This is a genomic window from Geobacillus thermopakistaniensis (assembly GCF_000498995.1).
In the GTDB taxonomy this organism is placed as follows: domain Bacteria; phylum Bacillota; class Bacilli; order Bacillales; family Anoxybacillaceae; genus Geobacillus; species Geobacillus thermoleovorans.
Genome location: NZ_AYSF01000035.1, coordinates 57,071 through 76,756, shown reverse-complemented (window position 1 = coordinate 76,756; position 19,686 = coordinate 57,071). Strand labels below are relative to the sequence as shown.

13 protein-coding genes and 3 pseudogenes are annotated in these 19,686 nt (G+C 50.8%); 8 read left to right on the top strand and 8 right to left on the bottom strand.

Features of this window, described 5'->3' with window-relative positions; genetic code table 11:
• Positions 1-416 precede the first annotated feature (416 nt).
• Together T260_RS01000000137905 and T260_RS01000000137900 are read left to right on the top strand one after the other, a co-directional pair.
• Positions 417-1,519 (top strand): annotated as a pseudogene (locus tag T260_RS01000000137905) (RNA-guided endonuclease TnpB family protein).
• A 349-nt stretch (positions 1,520-1,868) separates the two neighbouring features.
• Positions 1,869-2,135 (top strand): hypothetical protein, encoded by a 267-nt coding sequence (locus tag T260_RS01000000137900; protein WP_231107651.1) that lies wholly within the window; start codon positions 1,869-1,871, stop codon positions 2,133-2,135.
• Here T260_RS01000000137900 and T260_RS0119975 read toward each other — a convergent pair whose 3' ends face one another.
• Positions 2,136-2,594, bottom strand: coding sequence for a hypothetical protein (locus T260_RS0119975; RefSeq protein WP_031206082.1), 459 nt, complete (start codon positions 2,592-2,594; stop codon positions 2,136-2,138).
• 1,284 nt (positions 2,595-3,878) lie between these two features.
• On the opposite strand from T260_RS0119975, the gene T260_RS1000000140215 reads away from it, so the two are divergent.
• A complete protein-coding gene (locus tag T260_RS1000000140215; protein ID WP_021321847.1) occupies positions 3,879-5,057 on the top strand; it encodes an amidase domain-containing protein in 1,179 nt (392 codons plus the stop codon).
• A gap of 269 nt (positions 5,058-5,326) precedes the next feature.
• Here T260_RS1000000140215 and T260_RS1000000138665 read toward each other — a convergent pair.
• The 5 genes and pseudogenes from T260_RS1000000138665 to T260_RS132355 all read right to left on the bottom strand — a co-directional run.
• A pseudogene (locus tag T260_RS1000000138665) lies at positions 5,327-5,732 on the bottom strand (transposase family protein); the annotation flags it as partial.
• Between the two features lie 133 nt (positions 5,733-5,865).
• Positions 5,866-6,588 (bottom strand): LutC/YkgG family protein, encoded by a 723-nt coding sequence (locus tag T260_RS132340; RefSeq protein ID WP_023633723.1) that lies wholly within the window; start codon positions 6,586-6,588, stop codon positions 5,866-5,868.
• The gene (locus tag T260_RS132345; RefSeq protein ID WP_023633722.1) at positions 6,585-8,015 is read right to left on the bottom strand and encodes a LutB/LldF family L-lactate oxidation iron-sulfur protein; all 1,431 of its coding nucleotides are present in this window, start codon (positions 8,013-8,015) and stop codon (positions 6,585-6,587) included. Before T260_RS132345 ends, T260_RS132340 begins: the two co-directional genes overlap by 4 nt.
• A gap of 18 nt (positions 8,016-8,033) precedes the next feature.
• Complete coding sequence (gene lutA / locus T260_RS132350) at positions 8,034-8,753, bottom strand: lactate utilization iron-sulfur protein LutA (protein WP_023633721.1); 720 nt, start codon at positions 8,751-8,753, stop codon at positions 8,034-8,036.
• Between the two features lie 109 nt (positions 8,754-8,862).
• Complete coding sequence (locus T260_RS132355; RefSeq protein WP_023633720.1) at positions 8,863-9,588, bottom strand: FadR/GntR family transcriptional regulator; 726 nt, start codon at positions 9,586-9,588, stop codon at positions 8,863-8,865.
• 306 nt (positions 9,589-9,894) lie between these two features.
• Between T260_RS132355 and T260_RS132360 the strand changes: the two genes are divergently transcribed.
• The 3 genes from T260_RS132360 (at position 9,895) to T260_RS132370 (ending at position 14,450) form a co-directional block, all read left to right on the top strand.
• Positions 9,895-11,571 (top strand): L-lactate permease, encoded by a 1,677-nt coding sequence (locus T260_RS132360; protein WP_023633719.1) that lies wholly within the window; start codon positions 9,895-9,897, stop codon positions 11,569-11,571.
• A gap of 105 nt (positions 11,572-11,676) precedes the next feature.
• A complete protein-coding gene (gene glcD, locus T260_RS132365) occupies positions 11,677-13,089 on the top strand; it encodes a glycolate oxidase subunit GlcD (RefSeq protein ID WP_023633718.1) in 1,413 nt (470 codons plus the stop codon).
• Positions 13,086-14,450, top strand: a complete 1,365-nt coding sequence (locus T260_RS132370; RefSeq protein ID WP_023633717.1) for a (Fe-S)-binding protein — start codon at positions 13,086-13,088, stop codon at positions 14,448-14,450. The genes glcD and T260_RS132370 overlap by 4 nt, the downstream gene beginning before the upstream one ends.
• 113 nt (positions 14,451-14,563) lie before the next feature.
• On the opposite strand, the gene mreBH is transcribed toward T260_RS132370, so the two are convergent.
• Together mreBH and T260_RS132380 are read right to left on the bottom strand one after the other, a co-directional pair.
• Positions 14,564-15,571, bottom strand: a complete 1,008-nt coding sequence (gene mreBH, locus T260_RS132375) for a rod-share determining protein MreBH (RefSeq protein ID WP_023633716.1) — start codon at positions 15,569-15,571, stop codon at positions 14,564-14,566.
• Positions 15,572-15,879: 308 nt separating this feature from the next.
• Positions 15,880-16,332 (bottom strand): C40 family peptidase, encoded by a 453-nt coding sequence (locus T260_RS132380; RefSeq protein ID WP_021321840.1) that lies wholly within the window; start codon positions 16,330-16,332, stop codon positions 15,880-15,882.
• Between the two features lie 344 nt (positions 16,333-16,676).
• On the opposite strand from T260_RS132380, the pseudogene T260_RS11130 reads away from it, so the two are divergent.
• Positions 16,677-19,134, top strand: a pseudogene (locus T260_RS11130) (putative bifunctional diguanylate cyclase/phosphodiesterase).
• Position 19,135: 1 nt separating this feature from the next.
• The gene (locus tag T260_RS132385; RefSeq protein WP_013522951.1) at positions 19,136-19,507 is read left to right on the top strand and encodes a DnaJ family domain-containing protein; all 372 of its coding nucleotides are present in this window, start codon (positions 19,136-19,138) and stop codon (positions 19,505-19,507) included.
• Positions 19,508-19,686 lie beyond the last annotated feature (179 nt).

The following is a 19,686-nucleotide window of genomic DNA, read 5'->3' as shown; positions in this document are numbered from 1 at the left end:
TTCCCCTTTCGTTGAATAAATTGATGATCTCGGGCCATATGTTCAAGTTCTTCGCACGATAACACGCTTCTTAATCCGTCTAAAAAACAATGCCATTCTTCTTGGAGAGATAAGGACGTCTTCAAAAAAACCACCCTTTCTAAGACATTATGAGGTCTTCAAAAGGATGGTCAAATGAGGCATATATTTATTCCTGTTTTCTTAACTTGATGGCTATGGAGGGTGTCCCAAAAGGATCGGGACACCCTCTTTCGTCTCTATATATACGCACTGACTGCTTCTTCTGTACTATATTTTGTGCCTATCCTGAAGACAGACGGCCTTTTGGGTCAGCTCCATGAAAGCGAGCCGTTTTCTTAATATTGAATGATTCTGAAAAAAATGGTATCCTGTAATCGCCACAAGGAGGTGAATCCATGCCGACCATCACGCTAAGGCTGGAGCTGCACAACCCAACGAAAGTGAAACAGGGCATGTATGAACGGATGACAGAAGTGAATACCGCGTTTGCGAATTGGCTGTTGAATCATCCCGAGCTGAATCAAGCGACGAGCAAAATTTNCAGACGATTCGAGAAGTGAAGTCCCAAAAGAAAAACCAGAAAACAAAGAAGTTTCGAACATTATGGTGTTGCTTTAACAATCAAAACGTAAAGGTGGAAAAAAAAGGAGCGTTCTACACGGTTTCCTTCCCCACACTCGAGAAGCGAATCGGCGTGCCGGTCGTCACGCGCCCCTATCAAGAAGCGTGGCTGAATCGGCTGCTTAACGGAACCGCCAAACAAGGGGCCGCCAAGCTCTACAAAAAGAGAAAGAAATGGTACTTGGCGATCGCGATCACCTTTGACGTGGAGCCGCGACACGAAACAAAGGTGATGGGGGTTGACCTTGGGCTTCGCTATATCGCCGTTGCCAGCGTGGGAACGAAATCGTTGTTTTTTAAAGGGAACGAATGCGCCTTCATTCGCCGACGCTATGCGGCTTTGCGGCGAACGTTGGGCAAAGCCAAAAAGCTCCATATGATTCGTAAAATCGGGCGTAAAGAATCCCGTTGGATGAAGGATGTCAACCACAAAATCAGCCGTCAAATCGTCAACTTTGCGCTCGCCAACGGTGTTGGCGTGATTCGGATGGAAGATTTGACGGGCATTCGGAAACGGGCAGCATCGCCCAAAGAAGCGGGGCGAAGCCTTCATTCATGGGCGTTTCATCAACTGCAAATGATGATTGCCTATAAAGCCGAAATGGCGGGCATTCGCGTTGAGTGGGTGAATCCAACCTACACAAGCCAAACGTGTAAATGTGGTTATCGAGAGAAAGCGAACCGAAACGGCATCCGCTTCCGATGCCAAAAGTGCGGATACACCCTCCACGCCGACTTNACGTGTAAATGTGGTTATCGAGAGAAAGCGAACCGAAACGGCATCCGCTTCCGATGCCAAAAGTGCGGATACACCCTCCACGCCGACTTAAATGGCGCCATCAACATCGCCAAAGCGATTTCGGGCTTCGCCGCCTAACCTAGCGCACTGGTCACAGGTGCGCCGCCCATTGGGGTACATCTTAACCCGATGGGACGGGGTGATGGCACACCCCTGAACTTGGGCGTTGTCCGAACCAGAAATGGATGAGGACGCGAACGACCCAAGAATCCCACGCCTTTAGGCGTGTGGAGTGTCAATATTGGGTGAACTAACTAAGAAGTGCGATGATAGATAATCCAGCAACAATCCAGTCTGCTATGGACGCATTTCAAAGCTAAGATTCTGCTTAAGCTGTGGGAGCGGAGGAGGATGAAGTGCGCATAGGCATCCCGTTGGTTTTAATCCTTGTAATTGCTTTTTTTCAGGATGTCAGCAGCAACAGACTGTGCCAGGGTATCAAGACATCCCGCTGCATCCACAAGCGAGTGACATTCGTTCGGTGGATGAACGGGTGGAGTTTGTTGTTGCGTCTTCTTCGGCGGAGGAAGTGGCTGACTATTATCTTGACGAATTGGAGAAACGTCAATGGACTCAAGTTGACAGGTGGGGGTCAGCTTTCGTGTATGAGAAGAAGGGAAGGCAGATTTTGCTGGTCGTTACGGATGTGAAAAATCACGCGAAAGTGTCTGTCAGTCCGTTCCACCCGAATTGATCAAGACGTCAAACCGTTGCGAACAACCACTTTTGCCGCATCGAAGTCGGGAAGCCGCTTGCCAATGCGGTCGATGTGAGCCGGCAATATTGAAGGAAAAAGATGTCTCCAAAACACAATGGGACGCCTCTTTTCTATGGCATCATTGTGAAAGGAAGAAGGAATGTTAGAAATCCTGTTGAAATTTACAGAAAAAGCCGTCTGAAAGCCCACGGTTTCAATCGTGGGATGAAAGACGGCATTGCTCGGCAATCCCTTAAGAGGATGGCTTCGAGCCACCATTTTTCTCTTTAGGTGTGGAATCTTAAAAGAAAAGGGGGCGAAGCCATGCCCACGATCACACTCAGGCTGGGGAGGCACAACCCAGCGAAGAGTGTCGTCTGGTTCGATAGAGCGGGCCAACTGCTTCGCTTGGACGGCGATGTCGTTCGGATAGAGAATGCGGTTCGTTTTGAGCATGGCGATGACGTGAAATCCTTTTTTATATAGATGCAACGAAAGCGTTTAACATATCCTTAACGGAAAAGCGGCTTGTCTATTTTTGACTGTCGAAGGCAAGCCTGTAGCTTGCCTTCGTCACGCCTTAGCGTGACGGAAGACCGAACAACGACCCGCTTCACAGACCCATACATGGGTCTGGAAGCGGCGTTGTTCGGTCACCCGACAGTCGATCCAATGACCGGTAAAAGCTATAAATGTTAAAGCTTTAAATTGCATCTATATAGACAAGCTTTCACGAGCGCCTGCGATGGATACTACGAGTCCATCAGCACATAAACGGGACGGCGTACATCCCATTTTGTTTCGATGTCAATTTATGTTGGCGAATTTGCTCATCTACAGTTAATTAGTGAGAAAAAGACAGTAATCACGAACATGGATCGGTTAATGGTTTTTTGAAACAGCACTTGGGTTGCGGCGATTATACGGGGTGTGCAACAACATTTGTTTAATCGCTTGATCAGGTTCGATTTCTTTGAATCATTTCGAAAAAAGAAATGTATAAGATTATGATGATGTTTTATGAAAAAAGGGGTGTTGCAACAGCAACAAGAAAAAGGCATGACTAATCCAAATCATTATAAGGTAGGTGGCATTTTACTTTTATGAAACTTAGATTTTCTGAAAAAAGTGGAATATTCATGAAGGTTCTCTTGTTAGTTATTTCATGGTTTATTATTTTATTCAGCTTGATGATTCAAAATTCTGATGCGTTCATTTATTGGTTTAATCCAAGCGTAGTATCAATTAGTGATGAAAGGTATTTTTATACTTTAGTTCCTACCTTTCTCAATATCCTACTTTTATTTTTCCAAATTAAGTTTTTGGGGGTTAGAGAGAGAAAAACAACTATCCACAAAATCTTGTTTGTTACGCTTATCATTAATAGTATATTGTTTTTATATTATGTTATTTACCAATTTTTCTGGTAAATCGAAAATTATTGGCGCGTTAACACAACATGTACATGGTAAGCGAGGTGTTTTCTTAATCCGTCAATCATGTATGATTTGCTGATTTTTTTCTATGGGTGCAAGTAAGACATGATCTGAGATAGTCAAGTACAACTTTTGGTGAATAGCCAAATTATTCATTGAATAACAGTATGAGTAACATCATTACCCGACTTTGCAATATTTCTCCAACGCTCTGAACGAAGTCTTTCAACGTTTGATGGATCGCATTGAAGCGAAGGTTGGCTTGCTCTAACTTGAATATGTGAAAAACAAAGGAGTGGATTGTGTGAAGATCTTTAAGTATTTGCTTGTCGTTCCAATCGTTTTTTTGTTATTTTTTAATTATTTCAATATTTATGTAGCTAATGCTAAGCAATTAAATTATAATTACCAATATATTGAAAGAATCATAAAAGATTATATGGATCGACAATATTCTTCGCTACAAGATTCTAAAGTGAGTAATTTTGATGATATAGTAGCTGATAAATATTTATTAGACATTTTAAAGGAAACAATTCAATACAAAATCGATTTTTATAGTGAAATCAACAAAAAAGTACTAGGCTATAAATTAAGCATATCAAATATTGAGACTAAACTTGAGAATGGGAGAATTGTGGCGCATATCTTATCAAATACAGAGCTTACTTTTCAAAAAGATGAATTTGAACCATATACTTATCTTGAAGAAATAGAACATATCATAGTCATAGAAAATATCAAAGATGCTTGGAAAATCACTAAGGATATCTATGATGAACTTGGCGCTCCCAACGAGTCTGCCATTAATGACCTAAACTATAATAAGAATTTTTATGATATGTTCAAGAAGAACAAAATTCCTGTAAAAGAAAAAGCTAAACTCTCAAAAAAGCTACAAGACTCAATATCTCAATATTCTGTAGATGAAACGCAAAATAGAACAAGTTTAGCGTCGACTCAAATGTTTTATTCGACAGCTATCGAATCGACATCTCTCGACAAAGCTGTTGAGTATGCTAGAAAATGGGCCTTATCCTACAATCCGGAATATAAAAAGTATGATAATGATTGTACAAATTTTGTTTCACAGATCTTATACGCTGCTGGATTCAAAACAGATTCTACATGGAAACCTTATACGAACGCTTGGATACAAGTAGAGGCATTTCATGATTATCTTGTTGACAAAAAAGGTTTCAACAGTTATGAGTATAGTTCAGGAGATGAGGCTGGCAATGCGGCTAATAATGCAACAGTTGGTGATGTAATACAGTTCTATAATATCACAAAACTTCGATATTCTCACACCGTATATGCAACTAAGAGGGTATGGAGATCAGAGCGAGGAACTTATGACATTCTTTATTGTGGACATTCAAGTGCAAGACTTGATTATAGTTTAATTGATGCATTTGAGTCAAGCAGTTATTATACAAGATTAAGAGTGATTAAGATTTATTATGGACCACTTATTGCATAAGACAGGGTAGCGTCAAAAGTTTGATGAAAACTCCACACATGCCATCCCATGGAGCATCGTGAGGCATCCTGGGAGCCGGATTCGCCCTTGACCAACACCCGCCAAAGGTGAGAAAGCGTCGTCAAGGGCGACGGGGACAAAAAAGAGGGCATAGGAAAGCCGCCCTTGCCCTTGCCGCATTTTCCCCTTGGCGGTGTTCGGTTGGTCAAGGGTTCGCTTCGCCGAATCCGGCAGGAGTTCTGTTCAACGGGCTCCAGCGAACAAAAAAGTCAGGGCGCCTCTTGTTGGAGAAATGCTTGTGCCATGGCGATCCGTTTCGTCCACCGGGTTGGCACAGGAGGAAGATCCGCCAGTTCCGGGATGACGACCGGCACCCGGCCTTCGAGCGCGCTGTGTGGGCGCAGGAAGTTGAAATACGCCACAAACAGTGTGACAAAAAAGGACACCGAGCCTTCTTCCGCCCCAAATCCGTGAGTCGATCAGCAGCTGCCTTGAAACGTCCGATTGAATCGCTCAATGTGGTTTTGAGTGGACGGAACTCCTCGGACACCGGATCCTCGTTGGTCAGCCGATCACTTGGCGGACATCGAACAGGATCCCGTGCTGGGCAAAGAAGTGCTGCACCAGCAGGTAAAGGGGATTGTCGTCGACGACAAACGACAAGTCGTCTAGGATGGCCGGCAGCTATTGGACCGCGTTTGCCTCATTAAAAGCCGGCGAACCGCTTGACAATGCGGTCGATGTGAGCCGGCAATATTGAAGGAAAAAAGGTGCCCCATGATCAAGAAGGGGCACCGTTTCGTTTTGGTCAACGGTCGGTGACGACGATATACGCCGCTTTCATCGGCCCGTGGACGCCGACGACCAAGTTCATTTCAATGTCGGCCGAGTTGCTCGGGCCGGTGATGAAGTTGATGCATGACGGAATGAGGACGCCTTTTTCAATTTGCTCGTGAATGATCGCCGCCGCTTGCGTCATGCGCGGCACAACGGTGCTTTTCGGAACGATGGCGATATACGTTTTCGGCAAAAAGTGAATAGCCCGCCCTTGTTCATTGCGCGAAAACAAAACGACCGTCCCTGACTCGGCGAGGGTGATGTCACTGAACGCGATGCCGACGTTGGCCTGTTCGGCGGCGTCAATGTTTTGGCGTCCAAGCGCCGGATTCCAAATATGGACGGTCGTTTGTTCTGCGGGCCATTCGTCGCGGAGCAAGGCGGACAGTCCGTACTCGGCAAAGCGCGGGTCATCCGGCACGATGACCGGGCCGCCGCCATAAGCCGTGACTTGTTGCTTGAGCACCCCAGCAAGTCCGGCGTTTGTCGTCTCGATGTAATCAGTATGAATCAGTTTACATTGTTCGCGAAGCACTGCCAACAAGTCGTCTTGGCTATAGCCGGCAAACACCGTCCATTGCGGCGCATAATCCCATTGCGGCCGGGAGACGCCGGACAGGCGCGGGCTTCTCCCAAGGCGCTCGGCGATGGTTTGCAAAAACGCATCGCGGTTTTGAATGGTGCCACGCGTCATGATGGATTCCCTCCTTTTTGGCGTGTTTGGAACCAGTCACGGAACCGCTCTTTGCTTGGCGCCGGAAACTCGCGGCTTTCCGTCCACGCTTTGAGCGGGCCGGGGCCTTTTGTGATGCGCCCGTCTTCGGCAAACGGGGCGAAGGCGCTTGGTGCCAACTTCGTACCGAAGCGGTACAATGACGGTGAGGCGGTCCCGAGACGAAACGCCTTCATCGCCAATTTTTCTGCGACCGGCGCTTTTCCTTCCCGCTCGACGATGATTTGGCGATGCTTGATGAGCAGCTCGTGAAGCGGGATTTTCACCGGGCACGCCTCGGTACAGGCGGCGCACAGCGAGGAGGCGTACGGAAGCTCCTTGTAGTCGTCGTAGCCGCCCAACAGCGGCGACAAGACCGCTCCGATTGGGCCGGAGTAAATCGAGCCGTACGAATGGCCGCCGATGTGGCGGTATACCGGGCAGACGTTGACGCAGGCCGCGCAGCGGATGCATTGCAGCACCGGTTGAAACTCCGTGCCTAAAATCGACGAACGCCCGTTGTCGACGATGACGAGATGGAACTCTTCCGGACCGTCAGCGTCGCCTTCGTCGCGCGGGCCGGTGAGGACGGTGATGTAGCTCGTCAATTTTTGTCCGACGGCGCTGCGCGTCAACATGCTGACGAGAACTTCCATCTCCTCAAACGTCGGCACGATCCGCTCCATCCCCATGACCGTAATTTGCGTTTTCGGCAGCGCTGTCACCAAGTCGGCGTTGCCTTCGTTCGTAACGAGCGTAATCGAGCCCGATTCGGCGATGGCGAAGTTGCAGCCGGTAATGCCGATGTCGGCTGTCAAATAGTCGCGCCGCAGCATCTCACGGGCATGGCGGGCGAGTTCAACCGGATCGGACGACTTCGTATAGCCGAGCTTGCGGCGGAAGACGTCGCGAATTTGCTCTTTGTTTTTATGGAGCGCTGGGCCGACGATATGCGACGGCGGGTCATGGTCATCGATTTGCAAAATGTATTCGCCAAGGTCCGTTTCGACAACGTCACAGCCGATGGATTCCAGCACCGGGTTTAAGTTGATTTCTTCCGTGACCATTGATTTCGATTTAACGATTTTTTTCGCTTGTTTTTCCAAAGCGATGCGGCGGATGTAGTCGTTCGCCTCTTCGGCCGTCCGGGCGAAAAAGACGTGGCCGCCCCGTTTGGCAACGTTTTCACTGAGCTGCATTAAATAAAAGTCCAAGTTTTCGAGCGTATGCTTGCGGATTTGTTCAGCAAGCGACCGCCACTCTTCCCAATGGCCGAGCTCTTCGATGACGCCAAGCCGCCGCACATAGCCGCGGTCTTGCATGCCGGCGACCGCCCCGCGCATAAAATCGTTGTGCAAGTTTTCTTCGAGCCGCTTCCAAAACGGACCGTTTTCAATTTTCATCGGCATGTCCGGGATCCTCCTCTCTTACTTTCGTTGATTGAGCACTTCGGCGATATGCATGACGCGAATCGGCTTGCCGAGCCGCTCGATGCGCCCGCCGATGTTCATTAAACAGCCGCAGTCGGCGCCGATTAAATAGTCGGCGTCCACTTCTTCAATATGCGCGATTTTTTCATCGACCATTTGTTCGGAAATCGGCCCCATTTTGACGGAAAATGTGCCGCCAAACCCGCAGCACTGGTGGGCGTTCGGCAGCGGAACGAGCTCAAGCCCTTTGACGTTTTTCAATAGGCAAAGCGGCGCTTCTTTGACGCCAAGAAGGCGGGTCATATGGCAAGACGTATGGTACGTCGCCCGTCCGTGGAGCGAGGCGCCGACATCTTCGACTTTTAGGACATCAACGAGAAATTGCGTCAATTCGTACGTTTTCGCCGCAAGCTGTTTCGCTTCCTCTTCCCATTCCGGGTCGCCGTGGAAAAGGTGTGGATATTCTTTTACCATCGCCGCGCACGAGCCGGATGGGGTGACGACGTAATCAGCGTGGGCGAACGCGCGCATCATCTGTTTCATGGCTTCTTTCGCCTCTTTGACGTAACCGCTGTTATACGCCGGCTGGCCGCAGCATGTTTGCGCTTCTGGAAAATCTACTTCGCAGCCGAGCCGCTCGAGCAGTTCGACGGTCGCCTTGCCGGCGTTCGTATAAAAAAGATCGATGAGGCAAGTGACGAACAAGGACACTTTCATTCGTTTCCCTCCTGTTTTTTGAGGATTCAGTGAACTGGTCATCTGATGACTATATGTCTATTATAAACCATTTTTTCAGATTCGTAGCTCTTTTTTGCAAAAAACGCACTCAGTTTGGCTGCTGAGTGCGAACGTAGCGGCGCAACACGTTTTCGACGTTTGTCAAATGGTCGAGCATGCGCGCCCGGGCGGCGTCTGGATTTTGTTTGCGAATGGCTTCAAAAATGGCCTGGTGTTCCGCAAGCAGTTTTTCGGTCGTCGTCTGCTTGGAAAACAGCCAAATGCGGCGCGTCTCCCGCATCGTTTCGACGATCATGCCGGAAACGCTGTTCATAATGCTTACAAGCATCGGATTTTGCGACGCCGCCGCAATCGCCATATGGAAGGCCAAATCCGCTTTTTCGCCAAGCTCATCGCTGCCGATGCCTTCTTTCATTTGTCGGAGCGCTTCCGCCATGGCTTCAAGATCGCGCTCTGTCCGTTTGGCAGCAGCGAGCGAGGCGGCGCCTGCTTCGAGCAGTTTGCGCACCTCAAGCAAGTGCCAAATATCTTCTTTGTTCATTAAGACGGCGATCGAAAGCGGAAATGTCATCATCGTCGGATCGAACTCACGCACGTACGTCCCTTCGCCTTGCTTCAATTCAATCAGCCCCATCGCTTTTAACGCGGTGAGCGCTTCGCGGATGGCGGCCCGCCCGACTTGGAACTGCTCGGCGAGCTGCTGGACGGAATCGAGCTTATCACCGGGCTTCAACTCGCCGTTTTTGATCATATCAAAAATCGCTTCGGCCACTTCTTCGTAAATTTTTTTCGTTTTGATCCGTTTAAATGCCAATGGATCCACCTCAATACGATAAAGTAGATTTCCGATTGTAGGGGAAATCTCCTGCAATGTCTATTATGATACAGCATCATGGGAAGAGACAAGCGCTTTTTGCAGCTGGGGAGAGGAAGCAGTGAGTGGAAAGTTCAAAAAAATGAAAAAACACCTATTGTCTTTTGGAGAAAACGCTTTTATAATTTGAGACAGACGGCGTTTCTTATCCGGTCATCTGATGACTGGAAGAGTGAAACAGAAAGATCAGTGGGCGATCATTTGCAAACGCCGCTAAGTCGGGCATAAAGGGGAGGAGAAAACCGCATGCAGTGGAAGCAAGATTTTACGCCAATCGCCGACCAGCTTTGGTTATCGGCCATTGTCGCACTCATTCCGATTTTGTATTTCTTTTGGGCTTTGGCCGTCAAGCGGATGAAAGGGCATGTCGCCGGGCTGACGACGTTGCTGCTTGCTTTGGTGTTGGCTGTAATCGCTTACAGGATGCCGGCCGGCAAAGCGGTCATGTCGGTGACGCAAGGGGCGGTGTACGGGCTGCTCCCGATCGGCTGGATCATCATTACGTCCGTCTTTTTATATAAGCTGACGGTGAAGACCGGCCATTTTGACATCATTCGCAACTCCGTCGTTTCCCTCACCGAAGACCGGCGGCTGCAGGCGCTGCTCATTGCCTTTTCGTTCGGAGCGTTTTTGGAAGGGGCGGCCGGGTTTGGCGCGCCGGTGGCGATTTCAGCGGCGCTTCTGGCCGGGTTGGGGTTTAACCCGCTGTACGCCGCAGGCATCTGTTTGATCGCCAACACAGCGCCGGTGGCGTTCGGGGCGGTCGGGATTCCGATCATCTCGATGGAAGGGCCGACCGGTGTGCCGGCGATGGAAATTTCGAAAATGGTCGGGCGGCAGCTGCCGTTTTTATCGGTGTTCATTCCGTTCTATCTCGTTTTGATTATGGCAGGATGGAAAAAGACAGTCGAAGTGTTGCCGGCCATTATCGTCTCCGGCGTTTCGTTCGCGCTCACGCAATATTTGACATCGAACTTTTTAGGACCGGAGCTGCCGGACATTTTGTCCTCGATTGTTTCAATCGTCGCGCTGGCCGTCTTTTTGAAATATTGGAAGCCAAAAAGCACGTTCCGTTTCGCATCGGAATCGGAAGTGGCGGCTGCTGGGCAGGCCGCTCGCGCTGCGCACCGCGGCGGGGAAGTATTCCGCGCCTGGTCGCCGTTTCTTGTGCTGACGGCGTTGATCTCGCTTTGGGGCATCCCGCAGGTGAAAGCGGCGCTCACCGGCCATTATGAAGGAACAAACGGTTTGCTCAAGCTTGTCAATGCCATCGGAGCCCATTTGACGTTTATGCCGCCGGTGCCGGGGCTCAATAACCAAATTTTGAATGCGAGCGGTCAGCCGATTGCGGCGGTGTATAAGCTTGAGCTGCTCGGCGCGGCTGGGACGGCGATTTTGTTGGCGGCGGTCGTCACCAAGTTCATCATCGGCATCTCGTGGAAAGATTGGGGACGCACGTTTGTGGAAACGCTTAACGAGCTGAAATATCCGATTGTGACGATCGCTTCGGTCGTCGGCTTTGCCTACATTGCCAACTCGTCGGGCATGAGCACGACGCTTGGGATGGCGTTGGCGAAAACGGGGTCATTCTTCCCGTTCTTCTCGCCGATTTTGGGCTGGCTTGGCGTGTTCATCACCGGTTCGGATACGTCGTCGAACTTATTGTTTGGCAACTTGCAAAAAGTGACGGCAACATCGATCGGCATGGATCCGGTGCTGGCGTTGGCGGCCAACTCATCAGGCGGCGTCGTCGGGAAAATGATTTCGCCGCAGTCGATCGCGGTCGCCTGCGCGGCCGTCGGCTTGACCGGCAAAGAGTCCGACTTGTTCCGCTTTACGGTCAAACATAGCATATTCTTAATTATCTTGATTGGTATTCTCGTGTACCTGCAATCGACGGTATTGTCGTGGATGATTCCGTAACGGCAGCGAAGGGGGACGAGGCTTGGCCTGGATGGAAACAGACGCCAAGCCCAGCCCCTTTTCCGCTGTCGGCGAATGCAAATGGATGTGGAAAGGGTGAGACCATTGATTCCAAATGAAGCGAAAAAACGGTTGATTCAAGTCGTGGGAGCTGAAAACTACGATGACACGAAAACGGGGCGGCTCGTCTATTCGTATGATGCGACTCCGCAGTTTCAGTCGCTCCCCGATGCGGTCATTGCGCCGCGAAATACGAAAGAGGTCGCGGAAATTGCGAAAATTTGCAACGAGTATCGCATCCCGATCGTGCCGCGCGGGTCAGGAACGAACCTTTGCGCCGGCACGTGTCCGGTCGAAGGCGGGATCGTTCTCCTGTTTAACCATATGAACCGCATTTTGGAAATTGATGAGGAAAACTTAACCGCGACCGTTCAGCCAGGAGTGGTGACGCTTGATTTGGCGAAAGCCGTTGAAGAAAAAGGATTGTTTTATCCGCCGGATCCGGGGTCGATGAAAATTTCAACGATTGGCGGCAACATCAGCGAAAACTCAGGCGGCTTGCGCGGCCTGAAATACGGGGTGACACGCGACTATGTGCTCGGGTTGGAAGTCGTCTTGGCGAACGGCGATGTCATCCGCACCGGTGGCAAGCTGGCAAAAGATGTAGCTGGCTATGACTTAACCCGTCTGTTTGTCGGATCGGAAGGAACGCTTGGCATTGTCACCGAAGCGACGTTAAAACTTATTCCGATGCCAGAGACGAAGCAGACGATGCTCGCTCTTTATCAAGATTTGGAGGCGGCCGCCCGTTCGGTGTCGAAAATCATCGCCAACAAGATCATTCCAGCGACGCTCGAGTTTTTGGACCAGCCGACATTGGAAGTGGTCGAAGATTTCGCCCGCATCGGCTTGCCGACCGATGTGAAAGCCGTTTTGCTCATTGAGCAGGATGGGCCGAAGGAAGTGGTAGAGCGCGATATGAAAAAGATGGCCGATATTTGCCGGGCCGAGCAGGCGGTGTCCGTTCAACTCGCCCGTTCGGAGGAAGAAGCAGAGGCGCTGCGGACGGCGCGGAGGGCGGCGCTGTCGGCGTTGGCGCGCTTAAAGCCGACGACGATTTTAGAGGACGCAACCGTGCCGCGTTCGGAAATCGCCAAAATGGTCAAAGCAATCAATGAAATTGCCGAGAAGTACCAGTTGAAGATCTGTACGTTCGGCCATGCCGGCGATGGCAACTTGCACCCGACCTGTCCGACCGACGCCCGCAATCGTGAAGAAATGGAGCGGGTGGAACGAGCGTTTGAAGAAATTTTCGCCAAAGCGATTGAATTGGGTGGCACGATTACCGGCGAACACGGCGTCGGGGTGATGAAAGCGCCGTATTTGGAATGGAAGCTCGGTCCGGCCGGCATCGCTGCCATGAAAGCGGTCAAGCAGGCGCTCGACCCGAACAATATTATGAATCCGGGCAAAGTGTTCGCCAAAAGCACGAGAAAACGGGTGGTGGTGACACGATGACAACGAAGATAGAACGAGCGCTCATTCAGAAAGCGTTTCAAGAACGGATGGATGAGGATGAACTGATGAACTGTATGCGCTGTGGCTTTTGCCTGCCATCATGTCCGACGTACATCGAATCGGGGCAGCAAGAAGCCCAGTCGCCGCGCGGACGGATTGCCTTAATGAAGGCGGTCGTCGATGGACTGATTGAGCCGGACGAAGAGGTGGAGCGGGCGCTCAACTTATGTTTAGGCTGCCGGGCATGCGAGTCGGTCTGTCCGTCCGGGGTCCGCTACGGCCATCTGCTGGAAGAGGCGCGCGACATTATCGCCCAGCATAAAAAAATGCCGCTTCCGGTTCGCCTCATCCGTAAGCTTGTGTTTGCCGGACTGTTTCCGCATCAAGGACGGATGCGGAAGGCGACGGCGCTTCTCGGTTGGTATCAGCGCTCCGGCTTGCGGACGCTTGCCCGCAAAACGGGGCTGCTTCGCCTGCTTCCGGCCTCGTTCCGGCAAATGGAGCGCGTGCTGCCGGACGTGCCGACGGCAAAAGAGATGAAAAACCGGCCGCATCGTTTGAATCCGGACGGTACGGTGAAAAAACGGGTCGCCTTTTTCGCTGGCTGTTTGATGGATACGATGTTTATGGAAACAAACGATGCGACGCTGCGTCTATTGCAGCTCGCCGGCTGCGAAGTCATCATCCCGCCGTCCCAAGGGTGCTGCGGGGCGCTGCACGGCCATGGCGGGGAAAAAGAGATGGCGAAAGAGTTGGCCAAGCGAAACATTTCCGCTTTTGAGCAGCTTGATGTCGACTGCATTGTGACGAACGCCGGCGGCTGCGGTGCGTTTTTGCTTGAATATGACCACCTGTTAAAGGATGATCCCGAATGGCGCGACCGGGCGGAGGCGTTTGCGGCGAAAATCAAAGACATTTCTGAAGTGTTGGTTGAACTCGGGTTTCACCAACTACCGCTTCGCGTGGCGCCGCAAACGATCACCTACCAAGATTCGTGCCATTTGCGCAACGTCATGAAAACGGCGGCCGCCCCGCGCCGTTTGTTGCGGGCGATTGACGGCGTCGAGTTCCGCGAGATGAACGATGCTGACCGCTGCTGCGGATCGGCCGGCATTTACAACCTTGTGGAACCGGAGATGTCAATGCAAATTTTAGACCACAAAATGGAAATGGCGAAACAAACGAAAGCGACGACGATCGTCACCGCCAACCCGGGGTGTTTGCTACAAATGAAGCTTGGCATTGAACGGGCCGGGCTGTCAGGAAGCGTCCGCGCCGTCCATATTGTGGATTTGCTGCTTGAGGCCGCCGAGGGAGCACAAGCAACGCAAGGGGAGGAGCGCATTCGGCAGACGTCCTAACACCACAGTGGGCGGCCTCTCCGTGCCAGGAATGCCCATAGCTGGTCTAACAAGAACCCCCGCGATGGCGCGGGGGTTTTGAGTTGATTCAATGATCGGGAGTTGGAAATGAGCTACAGCGCTGCATCGAGGCGCTTTGGCATCGCCTGGAGCGCCTTCCCCGTGCCGATGGCGACCGCTTCAGCCGGATTGGGCGCGACATGCACCGGCACGTGCAGCTCGGCGCCAAGCCATTGCTCAATGCCGTGAAGCAAGGCGCCTCCACCGGTGAGCACCACGCCGTGGTCAATGATATCCCCGCTCAATTCCGCCGGGCATTCTTCAAGGACGGCGCGAATGGCTTCGGCAATTTGCAGAAGCGATTCTTTCAGGGCATGCTGCACTTCGGCGGGATCAAGAGAAATGGCTTTAAGAAATCCGGTGACCACATCGCGGCCATGAATCGTCATTCCTTGTGTCAAAGACGTCCCGGGAGTGCTGCCGATTTCGATTTTCACTTGTTCAGCGGTTTGTTCGCCGATTAGCAAATTGTAGCGCTGGCGAACATATTGAATGATATCTTCATCGAGCCGATTGCCGCCGATGCGGAGCGAGCGGCAGGCGACGACGCCGCCCAACGAGATGATCGCCGCTTCCGTTTTGCCGGCTCCAAGATGAACGACGACGTTGGCGACCGGCTCGCTGACCGGCAAGTCTGCGCCGATGGCGGCAGCGACCGGCTCTTCAATAAAATGGATGTGCTTCGCCCCGCAATGTTGGGCGATTTCATAAAACGAGCGGCGTTCGACCGAGGTGGCGTGAAACGGAACGCTCATCACGACGCTCGGCTTTTTGAAGGCGAGGCCGAGCGGGTTACCGACTTGCTTGAATACTTGCTGCAACAGCATTTTGGCGCGCTCAAAATCGGCAATAACGCCGTTTTGCAACGGGTAGGTGACTTCGATGTGGGCCGGGGCTTTGCCGATCATCTGCTTTGCTTGTTGGCCGATCGCCATCAGCTTGCCTGTATGGCGGTTGTAGGCGACCGCAGCCGGTTCGTCAAACACAATCCCTTTTGTTTGGCTGAACAGCCGAACGTTCATTGTGCCTAAATCGATGCCTAGCTCTGAAGAAGCGAACAACGGAAACACCTCCTTTGGCCGAAGCGAAGGAACGAACAACCAATCGCCATCTATACTATTCGGCAGAGATCGGTCATTTATGTCTGCTAGGATCATTCGCCGTGCATAAAAATTTTTTGATCTCATGTATAAAAAACGAAAAGGGAGGAAATGAATAATAGCGTAACGTTTTCCAAGTATTCCCCCGATCCCCTATGAAATATAGCATTGGGCTCTCCGGTTTTGGAGGGCCGCTTTTTTTTGCATAATAAAAACCCCCTGTCTATTAAGCGGACTTAATATGACAGAGAGCTTTTCCGACGGAGCTGTTACAGCCGTTTGGCTCCGATATACTTCGTTTTCCAGTAGCTGCTGTTTAAACTGTCGATTTTCACGCCACGGGAAACGGCATGGATGACTTGATTGTTGCCGATGTAAATAGCCACGTGGGAGACGCCTTTCGTCTGTTTGGAAGTGTCGAAAAACACTAAATCCCCTGGCTGTAATTGGGACTTATTTACGTATGTACCTTTTTTGTACATTTCTCGAGAGGTGCGAGGCAAGGTGACGCCAACTTTTTTATGGGTATAGTAGACAAATCCTGAGCAGTCAAATCCTTTTGGCGTCGTCCCGCCATATCGGTAAGGAGTGCCGATCAGCTTTTTCGCTTCGATGATGAGCCGTGCTTTGTTGGCGGCTGCATCTGAATTGGAAGTGCTTACAAAGAAGGAGGAAAATAGAACGATCATGGATACGAACAGGAGAGAATACCATTTTTTCATTTCCCCTAACCCCCGACAAAATCTTTTCCGATTCGACGTATCTCAACTAGAGTATAGCAGAGGAAACTAGACTTGTTTTTTACAGTTGGATTAAATAATGTTACAGCGCCGTTACAAATATAGCACCTCGTCCTAAAGGCTTATACCAATAGATAGATATTTTCGTTTCGGCCGACCTGGCTTTATGGCCGTAAGCGTGGAAATGGTGTTTCATACCCGAGTCCTATGGCCGACAGATGAATGTCGTAAGCTGTCGAACAAATAGGAACGGTGGAGGGAGGCAGCGCGAAGAATGGCCGTCTTATAATGAAAGCAAAGCGTCGAAGAATCGATGACGGTGATGGATGATGTCGAACCAACTTGAATATATCTTGTATATCTTTGGCCTTTTTTTGACGGTCGGCGGTGTCTATGTATACGGCCATTGGATGGCAAAACGGCATTGGGGGGATGCGCCATGGCTGGCGGCGCCGAGACTGACTGTTGTGTTTGCCACCGTTTCCCTGCTTTTTTTTAGGGGCAGGAATGATCTATATCCATTATGCTGAAAAACAAGAACATCGTGAATATGAGGAAGCCGCAAAGCAAATCGCCGGCATGATTGCCGGCGATTTGGCCGCCATGGGGCACGAACGGCTCGATGAAAGGGCGGAACATTTGCCTGCGTATCACATGGTGATGGCGGTGCTGGAGCGTTGGCAACATTATGGCCGCGTGTTGAGTGTGTATACGTTAAAAAAGAATGAACGCGGTGAGCTATATTTCGTTGCAGCGCCAGCGACGGACTACAATCGGAACGGCCGCATTGACGGTGAAAAGGAACAAGCTGTTCCACCTGGGACGGTTTACCGCCGCCATTTTCCAGAGATCGAAGAGGCGTTCCACGGCCGGTTTGCGATGGAACAGCATCCGACAACAGATGAATGGGGAAGAAGCATCAGCGCGTTTATGCCGATTCGTCAACCGGACGGGACAGTGGATGCGGTTATTGGCATCGATTTTGATGCCAAAACGTATGAGAAACATTTGCAGCAAGGGCGGAAACAGGCGATGTGGACGATGATGGCCATGTTTTTGGCGACGGCGGTTGCCTATTTGCTCGCTTTGCATCAACAAATGGAACGGAAGGCGTTGGCTGTCTATCAAAAAACGCTTGCATCCAACGAGCATCGGCTGCGGCGGCTGGCGGAAATGACGATGGAAGGGCTGATCGTCTATGCGCATGGGAAAGTCGTTGAGGTCAATGAAGCGGCGTGCCGTTTGCTTGGCTATTCAGAAAGCGAGCTGATTCATTTGCCGATCGGGGAGTTAGTCGTTGATGGATCCATGAAACTGAATCATCCGCATGAGGAATCGGAGCGCTTTGAAATCGAGCTGCGCCGAAAAGACGGCACCGCATTTCCAGCGGAAATCGTCCGGCGCCGCTACGATTATGAGGGGGAAAAAGTGACGGTGGCCGCCGTCCGCGATTTGACGGAACAAAAACAAAACGAAGAGCGGATGCGTTATATCGCCAATCATGATGAACTGACTGGGCTGCCGAACAAGGAGGCGATGTATAAAGCGGTGGAGCGTTGCCTTGTTGAGGCGAAACAGCATCGCTATGAAGCGGCAGTCATATTCTTAGAAGTGAGTGGGATGAAAACGATCAACGATTTTTATGGCTACGCAGTCGGGGACGAAGTGCTCCTCCATTTGGCGCAAGAATGGAAAGAAAAGCAAGGAATGACCGTCGGGCGCTGGAGCGGGAATGAGTTCATCGCATTGGTGCCAAACAGCACACATCAAAAGGCTGAAGAAATGGCGAAACAGCTCATTGAGGCGGCGGACGAACCGATTGTCGTCAATGGGATGGAATTGTATGTGACCGTGAACATCGGCATCAGCGTCTACCCAAAAGATGGGGAGGATGCAAAAACGTTGATTCGCAAGGCGGATATTGCCCGCTACGAGGCGCGAAAAAAAGCGGCGAGCGATTTTCTCTTTTTCACGGAGCCGATGGCGATTCGTCTCAATGAAAAGATGGCGATGGAACGCGACTTGCGGCGTGCGCTTGAAAATGAGGAATTTGAATTGTACTATCAGCCGCAAATTCGGCTTCACGACCGGCAAGTGATCGGCATGGAGGCGTTGATTCGCTGGCGCCATCCGGAAAAAGGGATGGTTTCGCCGTCATTGTTTATCCCGGTTGCCGAACAGACCGGCATGATCATCCCGATCAATGAATGGGTCATCCGCACGGCTTGTGAGCAGACGAAGCAACTGCTTGATCGTTTTCCTGACTTGTCCGTTTCCATCAACTTATCGCCATATGAATTTGAAAGCCGCCGATTTGTGGATAAACTCGCCCGCCTGCTCGCCGACGCCGGGCTGCCGCCGCACCATTTAGATCTGGAAATTACGGAGCGGATGACCATGGATACAGAACGTGCGCTTGATATTCTCTCGAAACTGAAGGGGCTTGGTGTGACGATCAGCATGGATGATTTCGGCACTGGTTACAGTTCGCTCAGCTACTTGACGGATTTGCCGATCGATCGGCTGAAGATCGACCGTTCGTTCGTTCAGCATATTCAAGGAAAAAAAGATGTCATCTTGCCGGCGATCATCCGACTCGGGCATAATATAGGTGTAAAGGTGCTGGCTGAAGGGGTCGAAACGGAGACCGAAGCGGCTTATTTGCAAGGAAAACGGTGCGACGAGGCGCAAGGCTATTATTTTTCCCCGCCGCTTCCGTATGACGAGCTCGTCCGGTTCTTAAACGGGCAGCGCGTGAGGCGGCAGGCGCAGGAGCTGACGTAACATGGACGGATTTTGGCGCATCGCCGAGGAGAAAATTCGCGAAGCGATGAAAAACGGCGAGTTCGACAACTTGCCCGGCTTCGGCAAACCGCTTGAGATTGAAGACCTTTCCCGCATTCCAGAGGAGCTGCGGCTCGGGTATTTGTTGCTGAAAAACGCCGGCTATGTGAGGGAAGAAGCGGAGCTGCGCAAAGAGCTTTTGACGCTCGAGGACTTGCTTCGTTGCTGCGAGGATGATGAGGAAAAACGGGAGCTGGAGAAAAAGAGGACGGAAAAACAGCTTCGTTTGGCCGAATTGATGAAAAAGCGGGGGCAGACGAATTCGAAGGCGCTGCGCGACTACGGGCGGCGCATTGAAGAGAAATTTCGCTAGACGATTCCTTAATATCCTGAGGAAACACGATTTTTTTGCGGGTTTCCTCATTTTTTATGCAAAGATATCCAAAAAACGGGGAAAATAAGGAAGGAGTAAATGATCGGAAAGGAGGCAGCGCAAAGGAGAGAAAATAAAGAATGATTAATCCCAGCTGTCTAGTCGTTGATGGATCGTGA